The sequence below is a fragment of the Paenibacillus maysiensis genome (assembly GCF_000520815.1).
GTDB lineage: Bacteria > Bacillota > Bacilli > Paenibacillales > Paenibacillaceae > Paenibacillus > Paenibacillus maysiensis.
In genome coordinates, this window is the sequence record NZ_ASRY01000028.1 from 1 (window position 1) to 23,775 (window position 23,775).

Genomic DNA, 23,775 nt, shown 5'->3' on the forward strand with positions numbered 1-23,775 from the left:
CTCAGGGGCGACGCCGCTGGTCACTGCCATTTTGTTCGGGGCAACCTTCTTTTTCATTCCGTTACTAGCTTATATTCCGGATAGTGCCATTGCGCCCGTGCTCATCATCATTGGCGGTCTGATGGTACAAAATGTCCGTGAGATGGATTTTAGTGATTTTACCGAGGCGTTTCCTGCATTTCTGGTCATGGTGATGATGCCCTTTACTTATAGCATTGTAGACGGGATGGCCTTTGGTTTTATTGCATACCCCGTAGCCAAGCTGGCAGCAGGAAGAGGCAAGGAAGTGCCTGTCGCATTGTATATCATTTCTGTATTGTTTGTGGCTAACTTTGTGCTTCATTCTCTGGTGTAGTAAACTCGAAGATAGGCTGTACTGTTCATACCCGCGCAGAGCGCGGGTGTTGTTGTTTGGACAAGAATGGTCAGAATTGGAAGCGAGGTTGATGTTTTATGGAAAATGAGCATCATTTAGAGCAAGATGAACAACAGGACTGGAAGCAGGAAAAGCCGGTTAAAAGACCCGATAGGGCTGGTATGGGTCGGTTTATCAAATTGATTGCGAGCGCACATCCACCCAAGGCCATTCTCACCATTGCCATGATCCTGACCCTGGTTCAGACGACTGCCGGTTTAATTGTACCGCTGATGACCAAGGGACTGATCGACGGTTTGACCTTTTCTTCACTGAACCGAATGGTCATTTTGGGTTTGCTTGGTGCTTTTGTGCTTCAAGCAGTGGCTTCGGCGGTTTCCATTTATATGCTGAACTATGCCGGGCATAAAATTGTGGCTAATTTACGCAAACGCTTATGGCATAAAATCTTGTCTCTTCCGATCCCGTACTTTGATCGGAATCGGTCAGGAGATACGATGAGTCGTGTCACCAATGATACAAGCCTGATTATGAACCTCATTACGGAGTATCTTGTCAACCTGATTTCTAATGTGATTGCAATTATTGGCGGTATTGCGTTGTTATTTTATCTGGATTGGGTTATGACGCTCATTATTATGACTATTGTTCCGCTAACAGCTCTTATTTTATTTCCGGTAGGACGGAAAATGTATCGTATTTCCAAAAAGCAGCAGGACGAGATGGCAGATCTGACCTCAGTGCTGAGTCAGGTTATCGGCGAAATCAGGCTGGTGAAGGCTTACGGCACGGAAAGCAGAGAAGCACAGGCCGGAGAGGATCGGATTTACCGGATGTTCCGTTTTGGCTTGCAGGAATCTCGTATTTTGGCACTGGTAGGTCCCATTTCTACTTTCTTGCTGACCGCTGTACTGGTTATTATTTTGGGTGTAGGTGGTGTTCGAGTCGCATCGGGTGTGCTGACCGCGGGGGATTTGGTGGCTTTTATTTTGCTGCTGTTTCAGGTAATTACGCCGATGGCACAATTCACGACCTTGTATTCACGTTTGCAAAAGGTGGTTGGAGCTACCGAGCGGATTCAGACGATTTTGGATCATGAAGAGGAGCCACTGGAATTGAAGCTGGAAGCAGCAAAAGAAAGCAGGGATATTGTGCTGCGTGATGTTGCTTTTTCCTATACCGAAGGTGAAGAGGTACTTCATAACGCGAATTTGGTAATCCCGGCTAACCGTACGACAGCGTTTGTAGGTCCGAGCGGGAGTGGTAAATCGACGCTGTTTTCATTGCTGGAGCGTTTTTATGTACCAGATACAGGGGAAATCTGTTATGGAGATGAACCGATATCGTCATATACATTATCCTCCTGGCGCTCCAAAATCGGTTATGTGTCGCAGGAAAGCTCCATGATGACCGGAACAGTCAGAGATAATATCACGTATGGCTTGGGACGGGAAGCTGATCTGGAGGAAGTGAGACAGGCAGCCACGATGGCGTACGCGGATGCGTTTATTATGGATTTACCGCAAGGCTATGAGACTGAGGTGGGTGAGCGGGGAATGAAGCTCTCCGGCGGGCAACGTCAACGGATTGCCATTGCTCGTGCGCTTCTACGTAGCCCGGATATTCTTATGCTGGACGAGGCTACCTCCAGTCTGGACAGTTCATCCGAGCATGAGGTGCAGAAAGCGCTGGCGAATCTGATGGAAGGTCGTACGACGATTGTTATCGCTCACCGTTTGTCTACGGTCGTTCACTCCGATCAGATTATCGTGCTGGACAAGGGTAAGGTGACGGGGGCAGGAACTCATGCCGAGTTAATAGAGTCCCATCAGGTATACCGCGAGCTGGCTCAAAAGCAGTTTGTGGAGATGGGGGAGAGGAGTATGGAGCGTGTTTGAGGCCGCTTCGCGTGCGATTTGATCCTCCGATCGCTGTTGCCTCTGAATTCCTCTGATTGTAATAAGACAGAAGGTTGGAATTCAGAGGCAAAGGCGAACGCTCCGCTTCTTTGGATTCAAATCACCCGCTTCGCTGGTGCCGCAAGGGTCCATACTTTATGTGAAGGGCAGGGGAAGTTCAAGAGCAAAGTTCAAGAGCAAAGTTCAAGAGCATAAGAGCAAAATATAAGAGCAGAAACAAAGGAATATTTGTGAATGAAGCTGTATGACATACAACATATAGAGTTGGCTAAAATGATGCTAGACTAAAAGTGGACACCGAGAAGCAAGAATAAAGTCAATTCATTTAGCAACTTGCTCCCATTAACGCACTAAGAAAATAAATGGGATTGACTCCGTATGAACTCATTTATATACAGATATTTAAATATTTGTCATGAATAAAAAAGTGATGTGTTTTTTGTTTTTTTTATATTGTTAAAAAGGGTTTTCGTAAGAGGATTTTTAGAAAGGAATGGGGTCAAGAATGAGCAAACCGAGAGTATTGGTTGTTGACGATGAAATCGCTATCAGAAAATTGATTAAAACGGTTCTTGAAGGCGATGGAATGGTTGTGCTTCAGGCTGAAAACGGCGTGGAAGCCATGCGGATGATTAGCGAGGAGCCATTCGATCTCGTCCTCCTGGACATTATGATGGAAAATATTGATGGCTATGATGTGCTTGGTCAAACGCGTAATATGGGCATCCATACGCCAATCATTTTTCTGAGCGGAAAAAAAGAAGACACAGATCAGATCATTGGACTTGGACTTGGGGCAGATGCCTATATTACCAAGCCATTTAGTCCTCCTGTGCTTTGTGCTCAGGTAAAGAACCAGATTAAAAGATATCGCCAGCTTCAGGAATCAAAACAACAAGCCTTACACATTGCGTTGGGACCATTTCTATTCAATCATCATACCTATACGTTTCAAAAAAATAATCAGGAAATCGCGTTGTCATCAAAAGAATTACAACTCATGAAATTTTTTATGGAGCACCCCAATCAGGTCTTCTCGAAAGAACAGCTATATCAAAACATCTGGAAAGATACGGTTGTCGATAATAATACGATTATGGTCTATATCAGACACCTGCGGACCAAAATTGAAGAAAATCCCACGAATCCGAAATATATCAAAACCGTCTGGGGAATCGGATATCGTTTTTCCGTTGAAAGATAGATTAACAATATACTTCTATTCAATTGTATACGTTCTCTTGAAAGCACGCCGATGGACTCGGGGGGCTTTTTTTTCTACGGCTGATTATTTCTCTAGCCATCCTTAATTTAGTAGTAATAAAAGGGAATACATAACTTTGGAGGGCGGCATCACAATGTCTCTAATAAAATTGTAGCGACTCTACCTCACACATACCTCTACCTCAAACATACCTCTATCTCAAAGATATTGCCAAGCCCGTCGTCTAGACTGCAAACTTAAAACCGGACACATAATGACCAGAACGTTTTTTAGTCAAACCAGGACGATGTACCGACGAACCACGGGACGCCACAGTGGGAATGAACATATTCTCCGCTGCGGTGAGTTTGTCGTGCTCGTCGAGATTCTTTAGCCGGAAGCATATTATGCAAAATGCTGAACAAGCTGTGTTAGTAAATGAGTCAACCGTAGTTTTTTTCTTTGAAAGCGCTAACATATTTTTGTCACAGGTTCTTAAAAACATTTAAGGATTACTCAGAATACTTTAAGATTTTCTTTTTACAATTTAGTTATCTCGAATCATCCAATGAGTGAAACCGTTTTACAACAAAGTCTTGTGAAAACCTGGGCTAGCGATTGATTCGAGGATAAACGCAGATTGATCATCTAGGAGGCGATCAAGTGGTCACTAATAATCTACAAGAAGCCGCAGAGCTTAAGCTACAGCCACGAACAGAGTCCAAATGGCAAAAGGTGTTGAATTACAAGATTGGAGGGGTCATTCCTGTAGGTCTTTACATCCCGTTTATGGCTGTTGTCTACTTGCTGATGAACTCCGGAAAGCTCGGTAATGACATGCCTGGGGCTGTATCTGTCATGGTATTGTATGGCTTTATTCTGGCGGAAATTGGAAAGCGAATTCCTATTCTGAAGGATATTGGCGGAGCAGCCATTATGGCAACGTTTGTTCCTTCTTACATGGTGTATGCTCATCTTCTCCCGCAGTCAGCAATTGATTCCGTTACTGACTTTATGGATAATACCAATTTCCTGTATGTGTACATCGCAATCGTTATCGCGGGTAGTATCCTTGGTATGAACCGGGAACTCATGATTAAAGCGGTCGTTAGATTGGCTGTCCCTTTGACGATTGGTTCCATTCTCGGAACAGGCGTCGGTTTGCTTACAGGTGTGGCTTTGGGAATCCCAGCGTATGATACCTTGTTTTATATCCTTGCTCCTATCATGGCGGGAGGCGTTGGTGAAGGTGCGATTCCACTCTCTATCGGCTACAGCCAAATTTTAGGTTCGACTCAAGGTGAACAATTTGCCATGATTATTCCTGCGGTCATGTTGGGTAGCTTGTGTGCTATTATCCTGTCCGGCTTGTTGAAACAACTGGGAGATAGAAAACCAGAACTTACCGGTAACGGCACGCTACTCAAAACAGGGGATAGCGATGTTTTGGGACTTGCAGAGGATAAAAACAAAAAACCGCTTGATCTTTACCAAATGGCTGCCGGAGCAATTTTAGCTATCGGATTCTTCATGGTAGGTTCCTTAGCCGCTGAGTTTGTTGGTCTGCCTGGTCCGATCGTAATGCTCTTTGCGGCATTCCTGGCAAAATATTTTGGTTGGTTGCCAAAATTCCTTGAAGACGGAGCGCAACAGATGCAACGTTTCTTTGTTATCGCTGTAACGTACCCGCTCCTGCTTGCGGTAGGTGTTGCTAAAACACCATGGGAGGCACTGATTTCTGTAATTAGCCCTGCTTATTTCATCACCATTTTTGTAACTGTATTAACCGTGGTTGTGGGTGGATATTTTGCTGGTAAGTGGATGAAAATGTATCCGGTTGAAGCTGCGATTATTACTTCTACTCGATGCAGCCAAGGTGGAACAGGGGATGTTGCGATTCTTTCCGCAGCCGATAGAATGGGACTCATGCCATTTGCCCAGGTATCCACACGTCTCGGTGGTGCCGCAACGGTAACACTTGCTATTTTCCTGCTGCGATACCTTACACACTAAGGTAGTGAAATCTTAAAAAAAATTAATAATTTGACAGGATACTTTAAGATCTTGTCATTACAATGAAGTTGTCTTGAGACACCATTTCGTAGACGAATGTGAATAACTGGTATAATTCGGAAGCGAACCAGTCCTAGTACTAGGGCTAGGGACTGATGGGCTACTAGCTCGATGGAGATGGTAAAACAGGATGAGATTTCAACGAGAGATACTGTTTCATTATCGAAGTCATTTTTCATTCATCACTAAGCTAGCGCTTCCGATTTCTTTTCTAGTTCTGCTGTGGATGGCCTATGGCTCGTATATGGACGGAGAACGTACCGTAATTGAACAGCAGCAGCAGCAATTGCTAACGATTGCCAAGTTAAACAGCACGTCTATTGAATCCTTTTTCGACGAACAAATGCACACGCTGCAAATATTGACAGGAAACCGGGAGATGTCGCTCGCCATAGCAAATAAGAATGAAGCTGTGATTGACGAAAACCTATCTGCTTATTATGCCGCCAAAAAAGATAGCATCTATCGGATTAGCCAGGTGAACCTAGAGGGGAGAGTGGTACACACATTTCCCAAGCGCACACGTAGAGATGCGATTAAAGCCTATGAATTAATCAAGGATGATATACAAAGGGTGCTGCGAGAAAAAAAACCGTTCATCGCAAGTGCCAAGCTGGAGAGGCAAGGCAATTATATTGTGCATCTGTTTCAGCCTGTTTATCTCGACGGGAAATTTCAAGGTGCGCTTATCAGTGTGGTAAATCTAAACGCTGTGTATGAGAAGCTGTTGAAGCCGATTCGCGTGGGGACCAAGGGTTATATCCATGTCAAGGATCAGCAAGGCTACTATCTCATGCACCCGAGCGAAGAAAATATCGGGTTATCGCTATCAGCGATTAAGGCTAAATACCCGGGGCTTGATTACCGCGACCTAGAGAAACTGTTCAAAATGCAGCTTACCCAGGAACAAGGCTCGGCTTTCTACAATTCGTACTGGTGGGGTGACGAATTCTATACCAAGACGAAAAAGATCGAGGCATTTTCTCGTGTTCATCTCGGTGACTCGTTTTGGGTGGTTGCCGCCGCCATGAACTACGATGATGTGAGAGAACCGATTGCACAAAATCGAATTAAAACCATTGAGATTTTTTCAATGATCGTCCTGACGTTGGCTTGTGCCGTTTATATCATCATGAGGACGAAGAAAAATAAAGAGGCTCTGGAATACGAGACGAGGTATTTGCGGGAACTGAATAACAAAAACGAGCTGTTGAGAAAAAAGGATCTACAATTGCAGCACTCGCAGAAGCTACAGTTGATCGGCACGATATCAGGGGAAATCGCCCACGATTTCAATAATTTGCTAACTCCCATCAGAGGCTATGCAGAAATCATGCTTAGCAGGATAGAACCTGCTGAAGAAATTTATGATTACGTCAGTGAGATTTATGATGCTTCCGAGAAAGCAAGATTGATAATCGAGGAAATCCTGCTATTGAGCCGGCTGGAGAGTGGAAAGGTCAAGAAAAACGCTCCGGTCAAGGTTGAAGAACAGGTCGAAGAGGCACTGGGACTCGTAAAATCCTTCCTCTCGCCCAAAGTGAATGCTGTGTTCAAAAAACGGGTAGATTCAGCCGTTATTTTTGCAAATAAAGTACAGATTCATCAAGTCATTATGAACCTGTGCAACAATGCCTATCAAGCAATGAAAACAATCGGTGGCGAACTAAAAATCATATTGGATACCTCTCCCTTGCAAGAGGTAAAAAAAATCCGCGAGAACGTCTTGGAAGTCAACGATTACGTTACTTTATCTGTCTCGGATACGGGTAGAGGGATGAGTGACGATACCTTGCAGAAAATCTTTGATCCTTTTTTCACAACCAAACCGACAGGAGAGGGTACGGGGCTTGGATTGTATATCGTCCAAAGCATTCTCGAAAAACATCAAGGATTTATTACCGTGGATTCGGAACTGGGCAAGGGTAGCACGTTTACGGTGTATCTGCCGAAAACGGAGTTTGTAGCAAAAGAGACAGAGATAAATAAGAACCCTGTGTTTACTGAACAAAAGCGTATTCTTTTGGTCGATGATAAACAGCGCGTATTGAAAGCGATGAGAAGAGGACTGGAATCGTATGGTTTCCACGTTGAGACAGAATCAGACAGTGTGGAAGCATTGCAGCGGTTTGAAAAGTCTCCAAACCATTACGATCTGGTCATTACGGATCAGGCAATGCCTTATCTGACGGGTACGGAATTAGCTGAACGTATTAAGGTAATCAACCCAAGTATGAAGATCATCCTGATTACCGGCTATGTCGAGGATCATGTGGTGGCATACAAGGAGAGATTGATCATTGATGAATACATGTGTAAGCCTGTAGCAGGTTCAGATATGGCACAAATGATTTATAAGGTTCTGTAATCCTTAAGATGGAGAGTATCTACCATCCAATTAGCAAAAGAGGTGTAGACATTGATTATTCAGCAAGTAGGCATGGCCGGTACACTGGAATCAAGCGATATTACGATTTCCATTGAGCCGAACGGGACGAAAGGTATTGAAATCGAGTTGAAAAGTACCGTAGAGAATCAGTTTGGGAACCAGATTCGCAAAGTGATTCTCGAAACATTACAAGGAATGGGCATTGAGCATGCATATGTCCGCGCGAATGATAAAGGCGCACTGGATTGCGCCATTAAGGCTAGAGTAATGACAGCCGTAAGCAGAGTGGTCGAGGGCGACTGCCGACCATGGGAGGCGGAATAGATGCAGAAACTGAGAAGGACCATGTTGTATGTTCCGGGGAATAACCCAGGGATGATCCGGGACGCCCATATCTATGGGGCAGATTCGATTATGATCGACCTTGAGGATTCCGTTTCCCTATACGAAAAAGATGCGGCGCGTTTGCTGGTTTACCAGGCTTTGAAAACCTTTGATTTCGGGGGAATTGAGGTACTGGTCAGGGTAAACCCACTCCATACGCCGTATGGCAGAGACGATTTTGAAGCGATTGTACGAGCGAAGCCAACTGCCATTCGATTGCCGAAAACGGAGACCGCCGATGACGTGATTGAGGCGGATGAATTGATTACCGAAATTGAACAAAAGATCGGCATGGAGCATGGGACAATCAAGCTTTTTGCAGCGGTTGAGAGTGGCATGGGCGCATTGAATGCGGCGCAAATTGCGGTTGCCAGCAAGCGGCTTATCGGTATCGCCATCGGAGCGGAGGATTTTGTCACAGACCTGAAGACAACGCGCTCGCCAGAGGGCATTGAGCTATTGACAGCACGAAGCCTTATATTATTTGCGGCAAGAGCTGCTGGCATTGCTGCTGTCGATACAGTCTACTCGGATGTAAATAATGAGGAAGGCTTTGCCAACGAGGTGAAGCTGATCAAACAGCTAGGCTTTGATGGCAAATCTATTATTAACCCGCGTCAGATCGAGATTGTAAACCGTATCTATACGCCAACGGAAGCAGAGATCAAAAAATCAAAGCGGATCATTGAGGCCAGTCTCGAAGCGGAGGCAAAAGGCTCAGGTGTGATCAGTCTCGACGGTAAAATGATTGACCGTCCGATTGTAGAACGTGCGCGTAGAGTGCTTGACCTGGCGGAAGCGGCAAAAATAAACGTAGAGTAAGGTGAATGTTATGCTAAACGGTGCTGGGAGAGAAATTCCTCTGGCTATTGAGGGACTTGATGCGATAACTCCCTTTGATCGCAAATCGACTTACGGGCAATTTAAAAATACAGAGCGGTTAAAAGACCGCCAGCAAAATCCTGCCAAAAACAAAATCATGGATTCGATGGAGAAAGCCATTGAAGCTACAGGCTTGCGTAATGGGATGACGATCTCGTTCCACCACCATTTCCGCAACGGGGACTTTATCTTGAATATGGTTATGGATAAAATCGCCAAAATGGGCATTCGTGATCTTGTCCTGGCAGCCAGCTCCTTGACGGATATTCATGCGCCGTTGGTAGAGCATGTGCGAAACGGTGTCATCCGCAGAATCGAGACCAGTGGCCTTAGAGGCGAGCTGGCTCAGGCATATTCCTACGGATGGTTTGATATTCCGGTGACGATTAACTCTCACGGTGGTCGCGCAAGAGCGATTGCATCAGGGGAATGTCCGATTGACGTAGCCTTTTTGGGCGCTCCTTCTTGCGATGCATACGGCAATGCAAACGGAACTTCCAGCGCAAACGAAGCTCCATCGGCATGCGGCTCCCTGGGTTATGCCATGGTAGATGCACGATATGCGCGCAATGTTGTGATGATCACTGACCATTTGGTCTCCTATCCGAACACTCCATTCGCCATTCCTGAAACCCAGGTGGATTATGTGGTCGTCGTGGATCGCATCGGTGATCAGAAGGGGATTGTCTCAGGGGCTACCCGTTACACGAAGAATCCGAAGGAACTGTTAATTGCCAAAAACGCGGCAGATGTGATTGAAGCATCCGGATATTTCGTGGATGGATTCTCATTACAAACCGGCTCTGGAGGTGCTGCGCTTGCAACTACCAGATTTCTACGGGAAAAAATGCTTGCCGCCAATATCAAAGCAAGCTTTGCGCTGGGGGGTATTACCCAACAAATCGTTGACCTGCATGAAGAAGGTTTGATTGAAAAGCTTTTGGACGTGCAGAGCTTCGACCTGCGTGCCGTAGAATCGCTGAGAAAGAACAAATTCCATCAACAAATTTGTGCGGAATATTATGCAAGCCCTGAAAATATAGGCTGCGCTGCTCACCAACTGGATGTTGTTGTGCTGAGTGCGCTGGAGATTGATCTGAATTTTAATGTGAACGTAATTACCGGGTCCGATGGGGTCATCCGTGGAGCTTCCGGCGGACACTGCGACACGGCGGCAGGCGCTGCAGTATCTATCATCGTCGCTCCGCTGATTCGCGGAAGAATGCCTGCCATTCTTGATCGTGTAAATACCATTATCACACCAGGTCATACGGTTGACGTACTGGTTACCGATCAGGGCATCGCTGTGAACCCTCTCCGCCAGGATCTCCTGGCTAGCTTCAAAGCCGCCAAGCTCCCTGTCTTCACGATCGAAGAGTTGCAAGAGAAGGCTACGCGGATTGTCGGCAAACCAGAGCCGATTCAATGGGAAGATAAAATTGTGGGTGTTATCAAATATCGTGATGGTTCCGTAATTGATGTAATTCGTCAAGTGAAACAAGGACGCTAAAATTATAAACCAAGAGGAGGAAGTATTGAGCAGCTGCTCAGTACAAACAAACTTATGAGTATAAAAGAAGCCGCCTTACAGGCACACCGCGTAAGAAACGGTAAGCTGGAAATTTCAGGGACAGTACCAGTCGTAAGTAAACAGGATTTAGCGATAGCTTATACACCTGGCGTTGCCGAGCCATGCAAGGAAATCGCCAAAGATAAGAGCAAAGCCTATGAATACACGATTAAAGGGAGCACCGTGGCGATTCTGACGAATGGGACAGCAGTGCTGGGTCTGGGGGATATTGGCCCTGAGGCAGGGCTGCCTGTCATTGAGGGCAAGGCCTTGTTGCTCAAAGAATTTGGTGGGGTGAATGCGTTCCCTATCTGTATCGACAGCACGGATCCAGACGAGTTTGTGCGCACGGTTGAAGTGATCGCCCCAGGTTTTGGAGGCATTCATCTTGAAGACATCAAGGCGCCGGAATGTTTCTATATTGAAGACAAATTAAAAGAAAAACTGAACATTCCGGTTTATCATGATGATCAGCATGGAACGGCAGTTGCTGTGCTTGCAGGGTTATTTAATGCCTTGAAACTTGTGGGCAAAAAAATGGAGGATGTGCGCATCCTCATCAATGGAGCAGGAGCTTCGGGTATTGCCACCGCCAAGCTATTGCTTGTTGCAGGAGCGAAGCGTATCGTTCTCTGCGATATTGATGGTGCCTTGGTCGAAGGCGACACCTCTCTCAATGAACCTCAGCAGCAAATCGCCAAGCTGACGAATCGTGATCAAGAAACAGGCAGCCTTGCAGAAGTCATCAAAGGCAAGGACATCTTTATCGGCCTATCGGTTGCAGATGTGATGACAAAAGAAATGGTACAAACCATGAGCAATGAAAGCATCATTTTTGCCCTTGCCAATCCGATTCCAGAAATTTTGCCGGAGGAAGCACACAAAGGCGGAGCAAGAATTGTTGCGACCGGCAGATCGGATTTTCACAACCAAATCAATAACCTGCTGGCATTCCCCGGTATTTTCAGAGGCGCGTTTGATGCCAAGGCCACGGACATCACGATGGAAATGAAATTAGCGGCAGCCAGAAGCATCGCAGATCTGGTAACAGACGGGGAGCTTGATGATACCTATATCGTTCCAGATGCGATTGACAAAAGTGTAAGTGCAGCAGTTAGCAAAGCAGTAAAAATCGTCGCAGAACAAAGCGGTGTTGTAAGAAAATAAAGACATTGTCTTTTCAGAACAAATAAACAGGATGCGCATCCTATCCTTTCGCTTGCAGAGTGTGGGATGCGCCATTCTGCTTATTCTGACTCCATGCAGAAAAACGGTGATCATTATGGCTATGTGGATGGAACATTTGCGTGAAGAGATTTTAAATCCAACCTCTGAAGACGCTCAAAGAAGGCTTCGCGATTTCCTCAAGCGCCAAGGTCTTAGAATAGACCATCATATTGAATATACGATGGAAATTGTAGATGGCAGCGACATTGCCGCTACGGGTTCCTTTTCAGGTAGTGTACTGAAGTGCATTGCTGTGGATGAAGCTTATAAAGACCAGGGGCTATCGGCACAAATCGTTAGCCATTTAGTAAATGAAGAATACAGGCGGGGAAGGGCTCACCTGTTTATGTATACAAAACCAGTAAATAAACAAATTTTCAAGGATCTCGGCTTTTATCTAATTGTGGAGGAATCCTCCAAGGCTGTCTTGTTGGAAAACCGATGGGATGGTGTCCGGCAGTATCAGCAAGAGCTTTTGCAGGAATCGGGCGATCTCGTGCCTTCGGCTGCGATTGTCATGAACTGTAATCCATTCACACTTGGACATCTGCACTTAATCGAGCATGCAGCGGCGGCTTGGGAAAAGGTACATCTTTTTGTAGTTTGGGAGGACCGATCCATTTTTCCATCAGATGTCAGATATAGACTAGTGGAAGAAGGCGTGAGACATTTGGCCAATGTGATCGTGCACAAAGGCAAAGACTATATCATCTCGGGCGCAACGTTTCCTTCTTACTTCCTCAAAAATGATGAAGAGGCAGCAAGTACGCATATATCACTAGATTTAAAAATATTTAGCCAGTATATAGCTCCGTTGCTAAATATTCAAAAACGGTATATCGGTCAGGAGCCAAGCTGTGTCTTGACCCGCAGGTACAACACGATCATGAAAAAATTACTGCCTTCCGTTGGAATAGACATAGAGGAAATACCGCGACTGCTATGGGGAAGGGATGTCATCAGCGCCTCTGCGGTCCGTAAATATATCCGTCTGGGCCAAATGGATAAAGTGAAGCAGCTTGTACCGGACACGACCTATCAGTTTTTATTGTCAGTGGAAGCTGGAGAAATCATCAGGCGGATCAGGGAGATGTCATAACATGTATTCGTATGAGGTTACCCTTGAAGAAATGCTACAGGCACGCGAAAACCGGGCAGATAGACAAAGACAACTGATCCGCAGGTACGCGGTACCTCTGATCAGCATGACGATCAATATCCCAGGACCACAGAAGTCCTCTCCAACAAGTAAATACGTTTTTCAAGAAGGCTATCGTATCTTGCTGAGTCAACTGGCGGTGAACCCAATGACACCGCTGCACAGTGAAGCGTATGATCTGCTAACAGGCCCAGAAGCATATGTTGCCGTTCAGGCAGACGCGCGAATATTGAAAAAGTTGGCTATTGCGATTGAAGATAGGCATCCACTAGGAAGATTATTGGATCTGGATGTGATTGGACCCAATGGAAGGGCAATCTCCAGAGCTGAACTTGGCTTGGGCAAGCGAAAATGTCTCATGTGCGAGCAGGCTGCGCATGGTTGCGGACGGAGTAGAGCACATGCACTTCCCGAATTGCTGGAAGCTATCAAAGCACTGGTGGACAGTTATACGCGAAAGCATCAAGTAGTCAAATGAGCATGATCGTTCATCTTCATTAAAAAATCAGGGAAGAAGGTTGTTGGTATGTATGATTGCAACAAGCTTATTATGTGAAAGCATTGGTCAACAAGCTGTCCTTGCGCTGCTAACAGAGGTCTCCGCCAGCCCAAAGCCGGGACTGGTAGATCGGTTTAATCGGGGTGCTCACAAGGATATGGACTTCTTTACGTTTATGTCTAGTGCGGTCGCACTTTCCGGCTATTTTGAAAGATGTACACAGGCGGGAGGTTCGTTTCATGGAGAGGATCTTCGTATACTATTTGCGAATCTGCGCCCCTTGGGACAGGAAGCCGAACAGGCTATGTTTGCCGCATCAGGCGGGGTGAACACACATAAAGGTCTTATTTTTTCGCTAGGAATTATTTGTGCCGCCGCCGCGTATTGTTGTACGACACGAGCAGCTGCTAGCAGACTGGATGAACAAGTCATTTGTGAGACCATTGCTCAGATGACCAAAGGTTTATGTGCGAGTGAGCTTGCATCCCTGAAAAAATCAACAGGCTTAACGGTCGGCGAACGGTTGTATAAAGAGTGGGGCATGACGGGCATACGTGGCGAGGTGGAAGCGGGCTTTCCTACCGTACGAGAATCTGCTCTGCCCGTCTATCGTGAGTTGAAGTCATCGCAACGATACCATGTGAATGATATCTGTGTTCAAACCCTGTTACAACTGATGGTTGTCAACGAAGATACGAATGTCGTTGGTAGACACGATAGGGAGATGCTAACCTATGTCCAGCAATATGCCAAGCAGGTGCTAGAGGCGGGCGGTATCTTGTCAGAGAGAGGTGTCGCCATGATTCATCAAATGAACGATGATTTTGTGCAAAAAAATGTTAGTCCTGGTGGCTCCGCTGATTTACTGGCAGTCACAATCATGCTGGAATATTTATGTCTAGCGCCACCTGCAATATAACGGCAATGCGGTTCGTAGACGACCCATTTTAATGAAGAAGGGCTGTCCACAAAGTGATATGTTCCCTTTACAACAGACAGGTTCATTCGTAAAACCTACTGCTGTAAGAGGGATTTTTTTTATGAAAAGAAATAATTGTGAATGAAGCTGTGTTGATTTACGTGTTTAATAAGAAGTCTTTCATATATGAAAACAGGCGTATTAGGAAATAAGATTGGATTTTTGTGGTTAAATGTGTTACGCTTACTTTCCTTTTTTTGTGTCGGAGCAAGTGGATGGGATGCAGAAATCGAGACTTGATATTCTTAGGAGGTAACTGAAATGGAGAACGGGTTTCAAAGTGCCTATCAAGAAGAACAGCACAGGCTGTCGCTTGCTATGGAGGAAATTGATCGCAGATTGGAACGGCTTCGCAATACGCCGGTGTACACGGGGCATGATTTTACGGAGCAGGTGCTGGAATCCGGGCGAGAGGAAAAACGCCAGGCTTTGGCAAAAAGCGCACAGGAGCCTTATTTCGGACGTATGGATTTTGACGAACGTGGCAGGGGACAGCGTAAGCCGCTTTACATCGGCAAAATTGGAGTGGAGCGTGAGGAAGCGTCTGCGTATCCGCTTGTGATTGATTGGCGCGCGCCGATTGCCAGTTTGTTTTATTCTTTTACAGGCGGTGAAGAAACCGCGTCCTACGAAGCTCCTGAGGGAACGATTGAGGGCTTGGTGTATCTAAAGCGCAACGTTGTTATTCGTAAAAGAATACTAGAACGGGTAGCTGATACGTACAACCGTGAAAGCGACGAGCCTGCGGTTTCCGATGAATTTCTCGTCTATCGTCTGGGAGAAAACAAGGATAACCGTTTGCGGGATATCGTATCTACGATTCAGGCGGAGCAGGATCAAATCATCCGTGCAGCTAAAAATACAGCCCTCGTTATTCAGGGGGTAGCGGGTAGTGGCAAGACGACGGTAGCGCTGCATCGTCTCGCATTTTTGCTGTATCAATACAAGGAGCAAGTAACGGCGGACAAGATGGTTATTTTTGCACCGAACCATATGTTTCTCGATTATATTTCAGATGTACTTCCAGAGCTGGGGGTCGGAAATATTCAGCAAAGTACATTTGCGGACTGGGCGCTTAACCTGTTGGGTCTCGATTTACCTATAGCTGATCCTGCTGAAACGTTAGCTTATTGGTTTGAGAGCGGCAGCCTCAGAACGGAATCTATGGATGAGGCGCCGGGAAGATTCAAGGGTTCGATTCACTTTATGAAGCTGCTTCAAGCTTTTGTGGAACGGCTGGAGCCTGTTTCGGTGCCGGAGGGAGATTTTTCACCATGGGATGGGGCGGTGCTTCCGCGAGCCGAGATTTTGAACTGGTTTAATGAGGAATACAAGCCTTATCCGCTTGCAAAGCGAAAAGAACGCGTACTTGCAAGAGTCCATCGCTGGATTGAAATGGAGCTGAAAAAGTCCCCCTCGGCGGCTACGCTCAAGGAACGTAAGAAAAAAGCGGGACCCCGGGAGAAGGCATATGCTAAAAAATGGCCACAATATGACGCACTGACGCTTTACAAGCAGCTTTTTCAGGCAGCAAAAGGATTACCCGCAGACACGGCTGCGGAGTTGAAGGCTTCTTTGCCTGCTGCTATTTTTAAGACCACACAGTCGGATCTGCGTAAACAGGTTATCCGCGAAGAGGATCTTACTGCGTTGGTATATCTTCATGTGCTGATTCATGAGGTAGAATCGTCTCAACGTTTTGACCATGTGGTCATTGATGAGGCACAGGATTTTTCACCTTTTCATATCGCATTGCTCGATTTGTTCGTAAAAGGGCATTCCTTTACCATACTTGGCGATTTGTCGCAGGGGATTCACGAATACCGTGGTGTACATGCGTGGGAGGAAATGAGTTCTCTTTTTGCGCCGGAACATACGGGGTATTTTGCACTTACGCGGAGCTATAGATCGACCTTGGAAATTATAGAATTTGCAAATACGATTTTGGAGCAGGGGGTTCGCGGCGGCATTACGGCAGTTCCGGTATTCCGTAGCGGCGATCCGGTGCGTACACTGCCATATGGTACATCGGGGCGTGAACAGAGTTTGCTGACCGCTCTGCAAGAGCTTTCTTCCAAGGAATATCGCACTGTATCTGTGCTGACACGTACCTTGAAGGAAGCTGTGGAGCTGCATGAGGCTTTTACGAATGCAGGATTAAATGTGAATTTGATTGACGGCGGTAAAAAGCAATACGAAGGCGGCTTGTCCGTTCTGCCTGTGTACCTATCCAAAGGGCTGGAGTTCGACGCAGTCATTGTGGCGGATGCCGACCGAGAACATTATGGAGAGCTGGCATGGGATGCCAAGCTGCTGTATGTGGGCTGTACCCGTGCGCTGCATGAGCTGTGGCTGTTACATGAGGGTGCGCTTCCGAGTTATGTACAGGAACAGGTGAAGTAACTGCTTAAGCTACCATAATGGCGAACATCATGGGAGTCATATGTCATATCAGTAATAAGAACAGCCGCGAAATTTATCTTTCGTTCGGCTGTTCTTTCTTTTGCCAGGTTGCAGGTATGTAAATATCTAGCGATGCCGTGACCGTGCTATCTGCAACTTGTCTGTGGGTATGGTAGAATAAAAGGCGGTTCATACCGTTTTTAGGAGAATAGATCGTTTGAATTTTCAGGGTTTTCACCGCATGGGCGAACGCGATGCAAATGGACCCCCGCAGGGGTAGAGTGTTCTCTCATATCACCATAAGGAAGTGAATGAAATGGACTTATTTTCATATTCCCAGGATTCGACGCCAAGCAATCGACTGCTTGCTGACCGACTGCGTCCGACTTCGCTGGACGAATATATTGGACAGGAGCATGTCGTTGGTCCGGGCAAGCTGCTGCGTAGAGCTATAGAGGCAGATCAGGTTTCTTCCATACTCCTGTATGGGCCGCCGGGATGTGGCAAGACGACGCTGGCGCATATCATTTCACAACACACGCAAGGCGAATTTGTCCGCCTGAATGCAGTGGAAGCGTCAGTGAAGGACGTGAGGGAAGTCATTGACCGCGCACAAACGAATAAATCCATGTACGGCAAAAAGACGATCCTGTTTCTCGATGAGGTACATCGTTTCAACAGCTCGCGTCAGGATGCATTGCTGCCTGCGGTGGAAAAGGGTACGATCGTGTTTATCGGCGCCACCACCGAAAACCCCTTTCACTATGTGAACGGCGCCTTGCTGAGCCGTTCTACGTTGTTTCAGCTCGAATCGCTGACGCAGGAGCATTCGCTGGCAGCCATGCGCCGTGCCTTGGGCGATGCGGACAAGGGGCTCGGCTATATGCAGCTTCAGGTGGACGAAGCTGCGCTGGATCATATCGCGTCCATGGCGAACGGCGATATCCGCCGCGCCTTGAACGCGTTGGAACTGGCGGCGCTCACGACGCCTCCGCTGGCAGACGGCACGATTCACGTGACGCTGGAAGTCGCGGAGGAATCCATTCGCCGCCCGATTGTCAAGGCAGACGAGTCTACGCAGTATGACGTGTTGTCCGCCTTTCATAAAAGCATTCGCGGCTCCAGCGACGCGGCGCTGTTCTGGTTTCTGTACGCCGTGGAGAAACTCGGCATGGACCCGATGACCTTTCTTCGCCGCCTCATCGCAGCGAGCAGTGAGGATATTGGCCTGGCAAATCCGCAGGCGATGGTGCAGGCAGTGAGTGCGCTTGAAGCTTATCGCAATAACGGCTGGCCGGAGGCCAAGCTGAACATCGCGCAGGCTATTTTGTTCGCCGTGGAGAGCCCAAAATCGAATGCCGTATATACGGCGATTTCACGGGCAATGTCGGCTATGGACGACATCAAATCTGCTGAGGTGCCGCTGCATTTGCGCGATGCACATTACAAAGGCTCGGAGAAGCTCGGTCATGTCGGCTATCAATATCCGCACAATTATCCGAATCATTATGTGAAACAGCAATATTTGCCTGATTCGATAGCAGACCGGACCTTTTACCAGGCTACAGAGCAGGGGAATGAGTCGAAAATCAGACAAAACCAGCAGTGGCGGGATTCACAGTCGTAAAATATATGTAGCAGACGGATATACGTAGTGTGTAAAATCAGGTTTAGCCACTGTTATGGTTACACCATGAATACTGCAAGAGTGAAGAAGGGGACATAAAGATGAAAGACGTGCTATTCGTCGGGGCAGGAGGAGCGCTCGGAACCTCTGCCCGTTACGGTGTACAAACATTGCTGCCTGCGGCAGGGGCCGATTTTCCACTTGGCGTGCTGTTCATTAATTGGATCGGCTGTCTGTTTCTCGGCTGGTTCTTTACGGTAACTTTGCGGTCGTGGCGGATCAAGCCTCGCTGGCGACTTGCCATCGGAACAGGCTTTACTGGGGGCTTTACAACCTTTTCCACCTTTGCAGTGGATGCCGTGCGCCTGACGGTTCATGATCGTGCGCTTACGGCTGTGTTGTATCTGTTGCTCAGTGTATGTGGAGGTCTGTTTTTGACATGGACAGGTATTCGTCTGGGCACGAAAATGACACAAGCTGCCCCCAAGGAGGGAAGCTTATGATCTGGTGGGCGGCGGCAGGTGGAATGGTCGGTACATTGGCGAGATACGGGCTTGGCATGTGGGCTGGAAAAAGGTTTGGCACCGCATTTCCGTGGGGAACATGGATCATTAACATCAGCGGTTCATTGCTGCTCGGCTGGCTGTACGGCGAATTTATGCAGCACAACCTTTCGCCTGCGCTCTGGATGCTGCTGGGAACAGGCTTTTGTGGCGGCTATACCACCTTTTCAACATTCGGGTATGAATCTCTCCAACTGATGGAGCGTAGAGAATATCGGCGTACGGCTGTGTATGTGCTGTCTTCGGTGGTGGTAGGAGCTGTAGCTGCGGCTGTAGGGTATGGGGTTAGTTGACGCAATAAAAGCCTCCAGAATCCCTACTCCCGGCATTTTCAGCCTTGAGTAAGGTTTCGGAAGCTTTTTTATTTGGTGTGTTAATTGAACATATGATGGAGTGCTGTGCCTGCGAAGCTATTTTTTATCCCGTTCTTTATACAGCTCAGGCAAAAGGGATTCAAGTTCCGGTCTTGGTTCAGGATCGGACAGCTTCATTTCCTCCAGCGTTTGGACGGCAATTCGCAGCACGGTATAATCCCTGTACCAACGGTTATCCGAAGGAACAACATACCACGGAGCCTGCTTGGTTGCACTTAGTTCGAGTACGTCCTCATAATATTGGGTATATTGCTTCCAAAATTTACGTTCCTGCAAATCACTCGGATCAAGCTTCCAGTTTTTATGCGGCTTTTCAATCCGGTCGATCAGCTTCTCCAGCTGGAATTGCTTTGAAATATGTAAAAAGATTTTGACGACCTTTACACCGCTATCCAGCAACAGTTGTTCAAAATGTTTGATATGTTTAATATTTCGTTTGGCCTGCTTGTCGGATACCTGACCGTGAACACGTGTAATCAGCACATCCTCATAATAAGAACGGTTGAACGCCGCGATATATCCCCGCCCCGGGGTTACGCTGTGGGCACGCCACAGGAAGTCGTGACTTAATTCTTCGGCTGTAGGCGATTTAAAACTGTGGACTGTCACACCCGCCGGATTGAGGTTGGAAAATACCTGCTTGATGACTCCATCTTTTCCGCTGCAATCCATACCTTGGAATACAAACAAAACCGCCTGCTTCTTTTCCGTAAATAATTTGCTTTGTAATACCGCGAAACGTTCCTTCAATTGATCTGTTTCCTGCTGAATTTCTTCTTTATTTCTGATATCCTTCGTATCCTTGGGGTCCCACTCTTTCAAAGCAACCTTCTTACCCGGCGTCAGCATTCCCAATGAATCAGACATAGAGGCACGCTCCTTTTCAATTGAAGTATGATTTCTTGTCTACATCATATACCCAAATGGAGAAAAGAGCATCTTTTCATAAAAAAGACATCCCTCCACAAATAGGAGAGACGCCTTCTTTTTAAATACTTATGCCAACGCGAAACGGGCATTCATTTAAATCGTTTCAGGCTGGAGCTTTTCAACCTTGTCAATGGTTCCGCCGCCCAGACACCGTTCGCCATCGTAAAATACGACAGCTTGTCCGGGCGTAATAGCCTTTTGATGTACGTCGAATACGACGTGTACGGTTCCGTCCTCAAGCCATTGTAAAGTCACTTGTTGATCAGGCTGGCGATAACGGAACTTGGCTGTACAACGAAATTCACCGGAAGGACGCGTATCCATGCCCGCTATCCAGTTTACGTCGGTTGCGATCAGGCTGGTGGAATACAGGCTATGGTGACGGTCACCCTGTACCACATACAAAATATTCTTTTCCAGATCCTTGTCAGCTACGAACCACGGTTCGCCTGAACCGGAGCCGCCAATACCTAAGCCTTGCCGTTGGCCGAGTGTGTAGTACATCAGACCATCATGGCGACCTTTGACTTCACCTGTAGCGATATCCACCATGTCTCCGCCCTTAGCAGGCAGATATCCGCTCAGAAACTCCTTGAAATTTCGCTCGCCGATGAAGCATACGCCTGTACTGTCCTTCTTCTTGGCTGTATACAGTCCCGCAGCTTCCGCGATTTTGCGGACTTCCGGCTTCGGCAAATGCCCGATAGGGAACATCGCCCGAGACAATTGCTTTTGGTTCAATGCATTCAGGAAATAGGTCTGATCCTTGTTGCTGTCCACACCGCGAAGCAAGGTAAAACGACCGTCTTCCTCCACAACCCGGGCGTAATGTCCTGTAGCAACATAATCCGCGCCCAAATCCAGCGCTTTATTGAGAAATTCGCCGAATTTAATTTCGCGGTTGCACATGACATCCGGGTTTGGAGTACGTCCAGCCTTATATTCATCAAGAAAATACGAGAATACTTTATCGAAGTATTCTTTTTCAAAATTGACGGTATAGTAAGGAATGTCGATCTGCTCGCAGACACGGCGTACATCCTCCGCATCCTCCTCAGCCGTACAGCGGCCGAATTCATCCGTGTCATCCCAGTTTTTCATGAAGATGCCGATTACGTCATAGCCCTGCTCCTTCAGCAGCAGCGCGGTAACAGATGAGTCGACGCCCCCGGACATACCGACGACGACACGGGTTTCATGATTGGCTTTAGCCATGGTCATCACCCAATTCTTTCAATATTGTTGTAGAACCGTCCTATTATAACATAAACGAAAATAAGTTACGATGGCTGGATGATCCAACGACACGGAGAACGATGGGAGAAAGCTCCATAAAATGGGCCAAAGCCGTTCCAGATCGCCTGAAAACAACTTTTTTTAAGATTGTTACCGTAAAGTTTCCCTTTACCTGTCCTAATATGTTAACATAAGCTGAGGGTTAAGATCGGAATAGAGAGGTATATAACACCAGTTATTCCGCGTGTTTAACGGAATTGTTACTATAAGTGAGGTGGCACAATTGAAAATATCAACAAAAGGACGTTACGGCCTGACGATTATGATGGAGCTTGCAGCCAGGTTTGGCGAAGGTCCGACGTCATTGAAAAGTATTGCCGAGAAAAATCAGCTCTCCGAGCATTATCTGGAGCAGCTTATTGCGCCTTTGCGCAATGCAGGTTTGGTAAAAAGTATCCGTGGTGCTTACGGCGGTTATATTCTGGCGGGTGAACCGGCAGGTGTAACGGCTGGAGACATTATTCGTGTATTGGAAGGTCCGATTTCCCCAGTGGATTTCACTGAAGAGGACGATCCGGCGAAGCGTCAGCTCTGGCTACGGATTCGTGACAGCATTGCTGAAGTGTTGGATTCTACTACACTTAAGGACTTGATCACATACCAGGAACATGATGAATTGGATAACTACATGTTTTATATTTGAGGTGAATTGACATGAACAGAATTTATCTGGATCATGCCGCATCGACTCCTATGCATCCTGAGGTTGTGCAGACTATGATGGACATCATGACCGGCCAATTCGGCAACGCTTCAAGCGTTCATGCCTTTGGTCGGGATGCCAAGCGCACCGTCAGCGCTGCGCGGGATGCCGTTGCGGCCTCTTTGGGCTGCAAGCCCGAAGAAATCATATTTACAAGCGGAGGGACAGAAAGCAATAATCTGGCCCTGTTCGGGACGGCTACCGCAGATGGCCGTACTTCGGGCCATATCATTACGACTGCCATTGAGCATCATGCGGTGCTTCATGCTTGCGCTGAACTCGAAAAAGCGGGTTACGAAGTGACCTATGTGCCAGTCAATAGCCTTGGGCGCGTCAATCCAGCGGATATAGAGGCTGCGATTCGACCGAATACTTTTTTGATCAGCATGATGTATGCCAACAATGAGGTAGGCGTAATTCAACCGATCCATGAGATGGGGCAGATTGCGGGAGAGCATGGCATTGTATTTCACGTAGATGCGGTTCAAGCTTACGGACATATACAGATAGATTGCCTGAGCCTTCCGGTTGATTTGCTTAGCGTATCCGGTCATAAGATTAACGGCCCGCAAGGCGTTGGAGCTTTGTATATCCGTCAGGGTACACGTATCCAGCCTTTGATGCACGGGGGACTACAGGAGAAAAAACGCCGTGCAGGGACGGAAAACATTGCCGGGATTGCGGGCTTGGCTAAAGCAGCTTCTCTTGCCAGCACCTCTATAGAGGAACGTTGGACGCACGATATGAATCTTCGCCAAACGCTACTCAAAGCACTGGAAGACACTTTGGGCCGAGACGCTTTTGTAATCAACGGCGACCCTAAGCATTTTTTACCGAATGTTCTGAATCTCAGCTTCCCGGCTATCGGTACGGAGACCATGCTGATGAATCTGGATATGGAAGGAATTGCAGCAGCCAGCGGTTCAGCTTGTACATCCGGGTCCTTGGAACTGTCGCATGTATTGCAGGCGATGGTTCTTCCTGAAGATGTTTTGAAATCAGCGGTTCGGTTTAGCTTCGGTTTGGGTAATACTACGGAAGAAATGGAATACACGGCCAAGAAAATTGAAACCATATGGAAGCGGCTGCGTATTAGGTACTAGGGATTTCTCCGCACTTTATATAGAAGGGAGGGGCGGTTTTCCATTTCATTGCATGAACGGAACCAAGGTCTGACACGCATGAAGGAAAAGGACCGCACCTCCGTTCGGATTGCAG

The 23,775-nt window shown here is 47.1% G+C and carries 20 protein-coding genes; 18 read left to right on the top strand and 2 right to left on the bottom strand.

What is annotated here, in order from left to right; all coding sequences use genetic code 11:
* The 16 genes from L696_RS28090 to crcB (L696_RS0102130) form a co-directional block, all read left to right on the top strand.
* On the top strand, nt 1-355 hold a 355-nt coding region (locus L696_RS28090; protein ID WP_280740111.1), incomplete at its 5' end, for a solute carrier family 23 protein.
* Nucleotides 356-453: 98 nt separating this feature from the next.
* Complete coding sequence (locus L696_RS0102060; protein ID WP_025682170.1) at nt 454-2,274, top strand: ABC transporter ATP-binding protein; 1,821 nt, start codon at nt 454-456, stop codon at nt 2,272-2,274.
* 526 nt (nt 2,275-2,800) lie between these two features.
* Nucleotides 2,801-3,499, top strand: a complete 699-nt coding sequence (locus L696_RS0102065; protein WP_025682171.1) for a response regulator transcription factor — start codon at nt 2,801-2,803, stop codon at nt 3,497-3,499.
* Between the two features lie 663 nt (nt 3,500-4,162).
* Complete coding sequence (locus L696_RS0102070; RefSeq protein WP_025682172.1) at nt 4,163-5,512, top strand: 2-hydroxycarboxylate transporter family protein; 1,350 nt, start codon at nt 4,163-4,165, stop codon at nt 5,510-5,512.
* Nucleotides 5,513-5,702: 190 nt separating this feature from the next.
* Nucleotides 5,703-7,940: an ATP-binding protein gene (locus tag L696_RS0102075; RefSeq protein WP_049827238.1), complete on the top strand. Its 2,238-nt coding sequence runs from the start codon at nt 5,703-5,705 to the stop codon at nt 7,938-7,940.
* Nucleotides 7,941-7,991: 51 nt separating this feature from the next.
* Nucleotides 7,992-8,285 carry a citrate lyase acyl carrier protein gene (gene citD, locus L696_RS0102080; RefSeq protein WP_025682173.1) on the top strand — a complete coding sequence of 98 codons (294 nt, stop codon included), beginning with the start codon at nt 7,992-7,994 and terminating at the stop codon, nt 8,283-8,285.
* Nucleotides 8,286-9,167, top strand: a complete 882-nt coding sequence (gene citE, locus L696_RS0102085; RefSeq protein ID WP_025682174.1) for a citrate (pro-3S)-lyase subunit beta — start codon at nt 8,286-8,288, stop codon at nt 9,165-9,167.
* A 10-nt stretch (nt 9,168-9,177) separates the two neighbouring features.
* Nucleotides 9,178-10,737: a citrate lyase subunit alpha gene (gene citF / locus L696_RS0102090; protein ID WP_025682175.1), complete on the top strand. Its 1,560-nt coding sequence runs from the start codon at nt 9,178-9,180 to the stop codon at nt 10,735-10,737.
* A 54-nt stretch (nt 10,738-10,791) separates the two neighbouring features.
* On the top strand, nt 10,792-11,964 hold the full coding sequence (locus L696_RS0102095) for an NAD(P)-dependent malic enzyme (RefSeq protein WP_025682176.1): 1,173 nt from the start codon (nt 10,792-10,794) through the stop codon (nt 11,962-11,964).
* A gap of 115 nt (nt 11,965-12,079) precedes the next feature.
* Entirely contained in the window at nt 12,080-13,123 is a 1,044-nt protein-coding gene (gene citC, locus L696_RS0102100; RefSeq protein ID WP_245233267.1) for a [citrate (pro-3S)-lyase] ligase, read from the top strand.
* 1 nt (nt 13,124) lies between these two features.
* Nucleotides 13,125-13,661, top strand: a complete 537-nt coding sequence (gene citX / locus L696_RS0102105; protein ID WP_049827239.1) for a citrate lyase holo-[acyl-carrier protein] synthase — start codon at nt 13,125-13,127, stop codon at nt 13,659-13,661.
* A gap of 52 nt (nt 13,662-13,713) precedes the next feature.
* Nucleotides 13,714-14,601, top strand: a complete 888-nt coding sequence (gene citG, locus L696_RS0102110; RefSeq protein ID WP_025682178.1) for a triphosphoribosyl-dephospho-CoA synthase CitG — start codon at nt 13,714-13,716, stop codon at nt 14,599-14,601.
* 321 nt (nt 14,602-14,922) lie between these two features.
* Entirely contained in the window at nt 14,923-17,064 is a 2,142-nt protein-coding gene (locus L696_RS0102115) for a HelD family protein (RefSeq protein ID WP_025682179.1), read from the top strand.
* A gap of 316 nt (nt 17,065-17,380) precedes the next feature.
* A complete protein-coding gene (locus tag L696_RS0102120) occupies nt 17,381-18,691 on the top strand; it encodes a replication-associated recombination protein A (RefSeq protein WP_025682180.1) in 1,311 nt (436 codons plus the stop codon).
* Between the two features lie 101 nt (nt 18,692-18,792).
* Nucleotides 18,793-19,194 (top strand): fluoride efflux transporter CrcB, encoded by a 402-nt coding sequence (gene crcB, locus L696_RS0102125; RefSeq protein ID WP_025682181.1) that lies wholly within the window; start codon nt 18,793-18,795, stop codon nt 19,192-19,194.
* Nucleotides 19,191-19,547, top strand: a complete 357-nt coding sequence (crcB, locus tag L696_RS0102130; protein ID WP_025682182.1) for a fluoride efflux transporter CrcB — start codon at nt 19,191-19,193, stop codon at nt 19,545-19,547. Before crcB (L696_RS0102125) ends, crcB (L696_RS0102130) begins: the two co-directional genes overlap by 4 nt.
* 117 nt (nt 19,548-19,664) lie before the next feature.
* Here crcB (L696_RS0102130) and L696_RS0102135 read toward each other — a convergent pair whose 3' ends face one another.
* Nucleotides 19,665-20,495 (bottom strand): PPK2 family polyphosphate kinase, encoded by an 831-nt coding sequence (locus L696_RS0102135; RefSeq protein ID WP_025682183.1) that lies wholly within the window; start codon nt 20,493-20,495, stop codon nt 19,665-19,667.
* 156 nt (nt 20,496-20,651) lie between these two features.
* Nucleotides 20,652-21,773 carry a tRNA 2-thiouridine(34) synthase MnmA gene (mnmA, locus tag L696_RS0102140; protein WP_025682184.1) on the bottom strand — a complete coding sequence of 374 codons (1,122 nt, stop codon included), beginning with the start codon at nt 21,771-21,773 and terminating at the stop codon, nt 20,652-20,654.
* A 304-nt stretch (nt 21,774-22,077) separates the two neighbouring features.
* Here mnmA and cymR point away from each other — a divergent pair, with 304 nt between their 5' ends.
* A complete protein-coding gene (cymR, locus tag L696_RS0102145) occupies nt 22,078-22,497 on the top strand; it encodes a cysteine metabolism transcriptional regulator CymR (protein WP_014282941.1) in 420 nt (139 codons plus the stop codon).
* Between the two features lie 11 nt (nt 22,498-22,508).
* Nucleotides 22,509-23,660 carry a cysteine desulfurase family protein gene (locus L696_RS0102150; protein ID WP_025682185.1) on the top strand — a complete coding sequence of 384 codons (1,152 nt, stop codon included), beginning with the start codon at nt 22,509-22,511 and terminating at the stop codon, nt 23,658-23,660.
* Nucleotides 23,661-23,775: the final 115 nt, after the last annotated feature.